Genomic DNA, 2,007 nt, shown 5'->3' with positions numbered 1-2,007 from the left:
ATCTTTATATATGGGTAATTACTATAAGTATAATTGTCCAGTGATTAAAGATTAATAGTTTAATAGTATACTAACTGTTCTTTTATGAACTAACAAGTTTTTTCATGTATCGAAACAATAACTTTAGCATAATTATTAAATATTTTTAGTCCTTTAATAATAGCTGGCAATCATATGAACATTAATTAAAAAAAAACACGACTCAACATAAAAAAACTAATAATTTAATGTTCAAAAAAGAGGTGAAAAATATTATGAATAAATTTAAAAAAACATCTGTTCAGATGATATTACTAGTAACACTTGCCTTATTTGTACTTGTTAGTTTACAGGCTAGTTTTGCAGCTGATCAAAATATCAATGACACCAGCGGGGGTGGAATTTCACAAGGTATAACTAATGCAGGTGATGGTGAGACAGTTAATTTAGCTCCTGGAACATACAATAAAGCTAATCAGGATTTTAATATAACAATCAGTAAAAACATTACTATACAAGGTAATGGTTCATCTGGAAGTGTGATTATTGATGCACAAGGATATATGGGAGGACCAAGAGGAATATTCTTAATTGCAAACAATACTAATGTTACATTTATAAATATAACATTCAGCAATGGAAACGCTACAGGCTATGGTGGAGCAATCAGGAATAATTATGAATCTAGTAATATGACAATTGTAAATTGTATATTCAATGATAATAATGCATCCCTTACGTTTGGTCTAGGTGGTGCTATTTTTAGTCAGGGTAATACTACTATAATAAACTCTACTTTCAATAACAACAGTGTAGGATCTGGTGGAGCTTTATATGTAAATAATACTCTTTACATAGAAAATTCCGACTTTAATTATAATAAGGCACTTGGTTCAACTACTCGTGGTGGTGCTATTTTTAGTCAGGGTAATACTACTATAATAAACTCTACTTTCAATAACAACAGTGCATGGGGTGGTGGAGCTTTATATGTAAATAATACTCTTTACATAGAAAATTCAGACTTTAATTATAATAATGCATCTTTTTCTGGAGCAGCTAATTTTGGTACTTTTGGTGGTGTTATTAATTCTTCTAGATTTGTTAATAATATTGCATCAAATACTGCCGGTGTAGGTACTGGATCAAATATTAAATTTATTGATTCTAATTTTACTAATAATAGTGCAGTGGCTTATGCTGGGGCACTTTCCTCTGGAAGTAATGATCAAATAATTAATTGTATTTTTATCAATAATCATGCAGGTATTGATGGTGGAGCAATTTCTTCAGGAGGTAGTAATATTACAATAGATGGCTCCAAATTCATTAACAATCATGCTGAAAATGGTGGTGGAGCTATTTCTATTGGTGGTTCAAACAATACTATTAATAACTGTGATTTTACTAATAATAGTGCAGCTGATAATGCAGGAGCATTAGGTTTTTGGGGAAACAATATTAATGTAACCAATTCTAATTTCACTAATAATTCTGCTGTTAATAATGGTGGAGCAATTGATATTCTAAACAATTCGAATGGGAGTATCATTAGTAATAATACCTTAACTGATAACACTGCCAATGATGGTGGAGGAATTTACGACAATGGTAATACTACAATGACTAACAATACTATTACTGATAATGGTGGGGGAGATGTTGTTATTAATGGCAATGTTACTGTTGGTAGTGACAATGTATTAGGTAATGTTACTAATAATGGTGATTTGTCTATTGGTGAGAATAATACTATTGGTGATTTGGTTAATAATGGTAATGCTGATTTAGGTAGTAATAATACTGTTGATAATCTTATTAATGATGGTAATACTACTGTTGGCGATAACAATGTATTAGGTAATGTTACTAATAATGGTGATTTGTCTACTAGTGGTGAGAATAATTCTATTGGTGATTTGGTTAATAATGGTAATGCTGATTTAGGTAGTAATAATATTGTTGATAATCTCGTTGATAATGGTAATACTACTATTGGTGGTAGGATTTATTATCAATCTGATCTTG

The 2,007-nt window shown here is 30.1% G+C and carries 1 protein-coding gene; it reads left to right on the top strand.

The features are described from left to right. Positions 1–254 precede the first annotated feature (254 nt). Positions 255–2,007: beta strand repeat-containing protein (locus tag MBCUT_RS00525; protein WP_245634918.1), on the top strand; the 1,753-nt coding region annotated here is incomplete at its 3' end.

This window comes from Methanobrevibacter cuticularis (assembly GCF_001639285.1).
In the GTDB taxonomy this organism is placed as follows: domain Archaea; phylum Methanobacteriota; class Methanobacteria; order Methanobacteriales; family Methanobacteriaceae; genus Methanobaculum; species Methanobaculum cuticulare.
Note: the sequence above shows the minus strand (reverse complement) of the source record. Positions and strands in the feature narration are given on the sequence as shown.